This window comes from Paenibacillus sp. 01T422, assembly GCF_056398785.1.
In genome coordinates this window covers 1-6,423 of sequence record NZ_JBFTQB010000689.1, presented here as the reverse complement: position 1 = coordinate 6,423, position 6,423 = coordinate 1, and the positions used below count along the sequence as shown (strand labels likewise).

At 39.6% G+C, this 6,423-nt stretch carries 6 protein-coding genes and 2 pseudogenes; all 8 read right to left on the bottom strand.

The features are described from left to right. Positions 1-102: 102 nt before the first annotated feature. Positions 103-1,221, bottom strand: coding sequence for an MGDG synthase family glycosyltransferase (locus tag AC1DUA_RS29010; RefSeq protein WP_477503056.1), 1,119 nt, complete (start codon positions 1,219-1,221; stop codon positions 103-105). A gap of 29 nt (positions 1,222-1,250) precedes the next feature. Then, positions 1,251-1,936: pseudogene (locus tag AC1DUA_RS29005) on the bottom strand (response regulator transcription factor). Beyond that, positions 1,933-3,126 (bottom strand): sensor histidine kinase, encoded by a 1,194-nt coding sequence (locus AC1DUA_RS29000; protein ID WP_477503055.1) that lies wholly within the window; start codon positions 3,124-3,126, stop codon positions 1,933-1,935. The pseudogene AC1DUA_RS29005 and the gene AC1DUA_RS29000 overlap by 4 nt, the downstream one beginning before the upstream one ends. 17 nt (positions 3,127-3,143) lie before the next feature. After that, on the bottom strand, positions 3,144-3,896 hold the full coding sequence (locus AC1DUA_RS28995; protein ID WP_477503054.1) for an ABC transporter permease: 753 nt from the start codon (positions 3,894-3,896) through the stop codon (positions 3,144-3,146). Beyond that, entirely contained in the window at positions 3,883-4,620 is a 738-nt protein-coding gene (locus AC1DUA_RS28990) for an ABC transporter ATP-binding protein (protein WP_477503053.1), read from the bottom strand. Before AC1DUA_RS28990 ends, AC1DUA_RS28995 begins: the two co-directional genes overlap by 14 nt. Before the next feature lie 86 nt (positions 4,621-4,706). Next, a complete protein-coding gene (locus AC1DUA_RS28985) occupies positions 4,707-5,621 on the bottom strand; it encodes a hypothetical protein (RefSeq protein WP_477503052.1) in 915 nt (304 codons plus the stop codon). Positions 5,622-5,930: 309 nt separating this feature from the next. Further along, complete coding sequence (locus tag AC1DUA_RS28980) at positions 5,931-6,263, bottom strand: phosphatase PAP2 family protein (protein WP_477503057.1); 333 nt, start codon at positions 6,261-6,263, stop codon at positions 5,931-5,933. Between the two features lie 40 nt (positions 6,264-6,303). Then, positions 6,304-6,405 (bottom strand): annotated as a pseudogene (locus tag AC1DUA_RS28975) (DNA-binding response regulator); the annotation flags it as partial. Positions 6,406-6,423: the final 18 nt, after the last annotated feature.

Below are 6,423 nucleotides of genomic sequence, written 5' to 3'. Positions count from 1 at the left end.
AAGTTAGATTGATGGATTAGACGAACTACTTTTTCTTCTAACTCATGTATGGCTTCTAAAAAATCATCAATACTCTCTTTCATCTGGATCATTCCTCCCTATTTATATTGACGCTAACATGAATTGATCACTCCATTTATGCATCATATCGTCTACAATATGAGCTGCGGCATGACTTCGGTGTAATTCCTCCATGCGTTCCCTTATTTCTTCGTATTTTTTGGGATGATGAATGGTATTCTGAATGCTTGCCAAAAATTCTTCCATTTTATTTGAAATTATTGCTACTCCGCGGCGGGATAAATATAAGGCATTTTCTTTCTCTTGACCACCATTGGGCTTATAAACGAAAACAGGCACTCCTAGAGCTATGGCCTCTGTCAAGGTTAATCCGCCCGCTTTCGTTACCATACAACTAGCTTGTGACATCCACTCATGAAGATTATCAACAAACCCAAGTATGGTTATCCCTTTATTAGCAGCAAACTCCATTTCCAGCCGATGTTTTAACTTCTCATTATGACCACAAACAACGACCATTCTACAGTTGTCTAAAATAAGCAGCGTATTTATCATTTCCTCTATATAACTAGTAACGCCGCTATCCGTAGCCATGATAAGAATGGTTTTTTTCTTCTGATTTCGAACACGACTCCTTGCATTTACAAACTCTTGTCTCAGTGGAATTCCACTAACCTCTATACGATCTTTGCTAATTCCTTTTCCTATGATTTGCTCCTTTAAATCTTCCGTTGCCACATAATATCGGTCGACTTTCGGGTGAAGCCAACTAGCATGCAAAGCATAATCTGTAAGTACTGTATAATTCTTAATCCCCATAGAACTGCATACGATTGGAGAAGCCCCAAATGGAAAAGTGTTGACAACTACATCCGGGCGCTCTTGGCGGATAATCTCTCTCAACTTCTTTTGACCAAGAAAGGTCATCGATTTCTGAAATAAAGCCGTATCCTTGGTTTCGCGTGTCAAATAATAACTCCAGCCATAATAATCAATTCCTAGCCGCGAAACTTTTGTACTCTTACTAACCAATGTAGATGTAATTGAATGAATCCAAGGATGACCCTCTTTCATTAGGTTAACTATTTTCACGTTCTCCACACCTTGCCTATTGAATTGCTGCAGCAGTGCTTTTGAAGCCTGAATATGTCCATTCCCGTAATTTGCCGTGAGTATTAAGACACGAGTATTAGGAGTCATCGCATACCTACCACCTTTCATCACATACTTCATATCCGAAAACGATAGCCTGCTCCCCATACCGTTTCAATGTATTGCGAGTTGGATGGATCGACTTCAATTTTCTCTCTTAATTTACGGATATGGACTGTAACTGTCTGGGTATCTCCCATAGCATCAATTCCCCAGATGCGTTCAAAGAGATGATCTTTACTAAATACGCGATTCGGATTCGTAGCTAAAAAGTAGAGTAAATCAAATTCATTCGTTGTTATATTAATCTCTTGATCATAAACAAATACCCGACGGGAACTATTATCAATTAAGAGACCTTGAATGCGAATTTCATCTTTATTTTCCTTTGTACCGATTAATCGTTCGTAACGTGCTAAATGTGCCTTGACTCTTGCTACTAATTCTCCAGGCTTGAATGGCTTCGTAATATAGTCGTCAATACCTAGCCCCAATCCACGAATAACATCAATATCTTCTTTTTTCGCCGTAACCATCAAGATCGGAATCTGATATTTCTCACGAATTTGCTTGCATACTTCAAATCCATTTAATAACGGAAGCATGACATCAAGAATGATTAAATCATACTCACCACTAAGTCCCAGCTTCTGACCTTGTTCACCGTCCGATGCGATATCGACCTTATATCCATTTACCTCAGATAATCTCGTTCAAGTTCTGCAATGAGCTGTTCGTCTTCTACAATAAGTATTTGTTTCATTTATTCTCACCATCTTTATGCATCTTTTGCGGTAATTTTATGGTAATACAGGTCCATTCGCCTTTCACGCTACTTGCGCTAATTGTTCCGCCATGCCCTTCAATCATTTGTTTCGAAATCGCTAACCCCAAACCGCTTCCCCCATAATTGCTGTTTCTAGATGGATCTGCGCGATAGAAACGGTCAAAAATATATGGGAGAGCCTCAGCGTCCACGCCTGCTCCGTTATCTGTAATTTCTATGATAACACTTGCCGCTTCTATTCTTGCGTGCAATGTGATGGTCTTCTCACTCTTATTCATATATTTCAAGCAATTGTCTACGATGTTAGAAAAGACACGTCGCATTTTATCCCTATCAATTGAAATTAGTGTCTGTTGATCAATCGTAATATCTGACTTATAGTGAACGCCTTTTTTTTGAAGTTCAAACTCAAGCTCATCTGACCAATCCACTAAAAAATCGGAAAAATGAACGACTTCAAAGTTGTAGGGCACCCTCTTCAAATCCAATTTAGAATACAAAAACAACTCATCAATTAAATGATCCATCTCTTCTGCTTTGGAAGAAATGATTTTGATGTATTTTTGTTTTTTATCCGCGGTATCGGCGATTCCATCATCTAGTCCGTCGATGTAGCCTCTAATAGCTGTAAGCGGGGTCCGAATGTCGTGCGAAATGTTAGAAATCAATTCTTTACGGTTTTCCTCATATTGAACTTGTGTTTGAATGGATTCTTGCAATTGTTTACGCATTTGTTCGAAAGCAAGACTAAGCTGACCGATCTCATCTGTACTTGTTATCTGAACTTGGAAATCTAGATCACCGGACTGGATCCTTTTCATTGCATTCTTTAATTTACTTAGTGGAGAAATGATGCTTTTAGAAACAAAATATGTTAGTGAGCTATGTGTCAGAATTAATATAATAAGCTCTTGATCAAAGTCCGCCAGATAAGTTTGGTCGGCAAGCATGGTCGGATTTTTCTCTGAGGTTCGTTTCATTTCCTTGAACGTATGCTCTAGGTTCTGATTCTCGAATAATCCAACCCCAGAGCTTAGTTGATCGCGAATCCCTTGGAAATCTCCACGGAATACCAAGATCAATAACATAGCCGTTATCATCATCATAACGAGTGGAATTATCAGCATTGCGGCGTAGGAAAGCAATAATTTCAAACGAATTGACATGTGCAGACCCCATTTATTTATACTTCTTTTCGATCAAATTTATAGTAACCTAGTGCCATGAACAAGATACAACTTGAAAGCAAGAAAAGTGAAGTCGTCAATAATTTACCAGTGGAGACGGTCTGACTTAACCATAACATATGCCAGTCTGTATACGATGTTGGTGAAAATGCAGCGAAAGCATGCAACAAGAAAGGCGCAATCTTGGCTGCAGCAAAAAGTATGAGTGCAAAAACCATGTATCCGCTAGCTGATTTAAAAAACTGCGAAACAAATACAAACAAAGCCGATAATGCTACCATAGAAATAAATGCTGCAGCATAAACTTTCAACATCCCTATTATCTCCGTTAGACTTGATGTTGTTCCAGCAAAAAGATTGCAAATTGAGGTTACGATACCGAGTAAAATCAGAGTTGCAGCAATACATGTGATAAGAGCCGCTGCTTTCATTCCATATACTTGAAATCGTGAATTCGGTCGCAGCAAAGCAAGCTTCATCGTTCTGGATCCTACTTCACCTGGAAATAAGTCAGCCGTAATTGTTAATATCAAAAGCGGAATCCAAATGCTCGTATAGATCGATAACATTTCAATCGGAAAAGATTGGCTAACCGCGAAAAGTCCAAGAAAGGGCTGTAAAGCTTGGAGCGAAATAGCTAGTAAAATCGGTAAAATAGCTGAAAAAATAGCAAACATCACAATCTTTTTCCGATAAAACATTAAATAAAGCTCATTTAGGTATGCAGCACGCCATTTATGCACTCGCATTGTCCTCCTTTGGAAGCTGAAGCTCATCGATATAGAATTGCTCCAACGATTGATTTTCTTGCAATAATTCAGTGACGTATCCTTCTTTTCTCAAATGCCCCCCTACAACAATCCCTACACGATTACACAGCTGTTCTAGCTCGTGAATCATGTGGCTCGAAATTAAAAATGATGTTCCCATTTCAGCGGACATCATCTTTATCAACTTTCGAAACATCACTGTCCCTTCAATATCCAGGCCATTCGTCGGTTCGTCAAGGATAACAAGCTTCGGTTTAGGCAATATAGCCGCGGCAAGCGCTAATTTCTGCTTCATTCCTGTGGAATAACCTTTAATCTTCTCTTTGCGCACTTTGAATAAGCCTACAAGCTCCAATACTTCTTCGATTCGTTTTGATACGACAGTGGGATAGAATCGAGCTACCAGCTCTAAATACTGATTCGCAGTGAGAAAGTCATGGAAATCAGCCGACTCAATCATGGTGCCAACATGCTGCATACCCGCTTCGAAGTATTCGGGCATTCTATTATTAAACAACGTAATGGTTCCTCGATCCGGGCGAATTAAGCCCGTAATTAATTTTAGAAATGTCGTTTTCCCAGCACCGTTTGGCCCGAGCAAACCATATATATCACCGGCATGCAGTTGAAGCGTAATGTCCCGAATTCCGCGCTTATTGCCATATTCTTTACTTATATTAGTTGTTTCTAAAATAATATTCATTGAGTACCTCCTATTCCATGAACAGCAGACAAGCTCCAATAGGGAGGCCTGTCTGCATGACCATTTACCTTTGTGTAAATCTTTAGTTATTCGTTATCGTCATGTTTGCCTTGGTGATCGTGCTTCAACGTCTGTACCGTTTTACCAGTAAGATCAATGGTTTCAGGTGTTGTACTATTATATCCGGACAGATTCGCTTGAAGGTGAAGAGTCACTTGATGTGCAGTACCGGCATCGTCTTTGCCCGAAACGGTTAGATCTGCTTCTTGATGTGAAAGATAATTATCTGCATTAACTGTCGCTTTAATCGATACATGTTCGATTTTAATGTCTTGGGTCAATTGCGGAGCAGCATTTTTCAAAAAATCGTCTTGAAATGGCATCGCATTCGCCTGAACAGTATCATCATTCGTCTCGCCATCGTCTTCCTTTGTAGCTTCTTTTATAGCAATTGGAGCTAATGCATTTACTACAGTTGGAATCTGAGCATTGTCCAGTTGAATGGATATTTCTTTGGAGCCATCTGCTTTCGTATCGATAGCAACAAAGTCTTTCAAGTTCCCGACTAATGCATCAATGACCGTTTCAACTTGCTGAGGAATTTCCGTTTCATTCAGCTTATTCTCGGTTTTGTGTTTCTTCTCGTTCTCTTGTTTCACGAAATACACATCACTGGCAGCTGATTTAAGTACAGTTTGGTTCTCTTCCTTATAGAAGTTAAGTGCTTGCTGAGTGCCGCCTACTGATACATCTGCGCTTCCGCTTGCTGTTTTCGAATCTAGACTTACTTTAAAATTACCGCTCGCACTGGCAAGCAAAGCCCCGTTATCTTGCAAAGCCGCTTCTGCTTGTACAGCAACGTTTTGAACCAATTTGGTGTTTTTAAGCGCTGATTTATATGCATCATACCCCGATGTACTCGCCATTGCGCTAAAGCCTGTTGTCACCATAACAATACTGCTAATCCCAGCAGCGCTGCCTAACATTATCCACTTCTTCATGTTTTCCTCCTAATATAGGGATCTTTGAGTGTAGCTCAAAGTCTCTCCGCTTTGGGATCTTTGAGTGTAGCTCAAAGTCTCTCCGCTTTGGAATCTTTGAGTGTAGCTCAAAGTCTCTCCGCTTTGGGATCTTTGAGTAGCTCAAAGTCTCTCCTTTGGTATTTGGGCTTACAACTAAATCATAGGCAATAAAAATGAAACGCTTGTGAACCAATTCTTAAAACTTTCTTAACTCTTCATTTTTCGAAAATAAAAATCCGTTCATACTTGAACGGATTTTTATAGCTCAACAAATTTCAGATCTGTTGATTATTTACTTAAGATCTTTATTCTCCATATCTTGCACTCCACAACTTCATACCATTGAATCACTCGGTTCAGAATGTTTTTTGCCTTGGGAACCCTACTAAATAATCGATGTACCGCAACCGCGGCTGCTGTTCCAAGCAATGCACCTGCCAAAACATCAGATGGATAGTGAACCCCTGTCCATACTCTTGAGAAAGCAATACACGCGGCTAAGGTGAGCCAAACTGCTCCTTCTTTTCTGCGGAATATCCAGATGGAAGCTACTAAAGAATCATATCCCCATACTTGATCCAAAAGCATATCACGTGTTAAAACGAGATGATGATTTTTCATGAACATAACTAATAGATCGAACTCACGTTTCGTAAGCGAAACCATCATAAGCTGCCTGCACTTCAAACGATTCATGCTCCAGCTCCAATTGAATAAATCGAACTAAGTTTTTTTCATCTTCAATGAGTAATAATTTGAAGATCTAGATGCTTTTCTATAC

Coding starts and splice junctions, on each gene's coding strand:
- AC1DUA_RS29010 (WP_477503056.1), bottom strand. CDS start 1,221: ATGACTCCTAATACTCGTGTCTTAATACTCACGGCAAATTACGGGAAT.
- AC1DUA_RS29000 (WP_477503055.1), bottom strand. CDS start 3,126: ATGTCAATTCGTTTGAAATTATTGCTTTCCTACGCCGCAATGCTGATA.
- AC1DUA_RS28995 (WP_477503054.1), bottom strand. CDS start 3,896: ATGCGAGTGCATAAATGGCGTGCTGCATACCTAAATGAGCTTTATTTA.
- AC1DUA_RS28990 (WP_477503053.1), bottom strand. CDS start 4,620: ATGAATATTATTTTAGAAACAACTAATATAAGTAAAGAATATGGCAAT.
- AC1DUA_RS28985 (WP_477503052.1), bottom strand. CDS start 5,621: ATGAAGAAGTGGATAATGTTAGGCAGCGCTGCTGGGATTAGCAGTATT.
- AC1DUA_RS28980 (WP_477503057.1), bottom strand. CDS start 6,263: ATGAAAAATCATCATCTCGTTTTAACACGTGATATGCTTTTGGATCAA.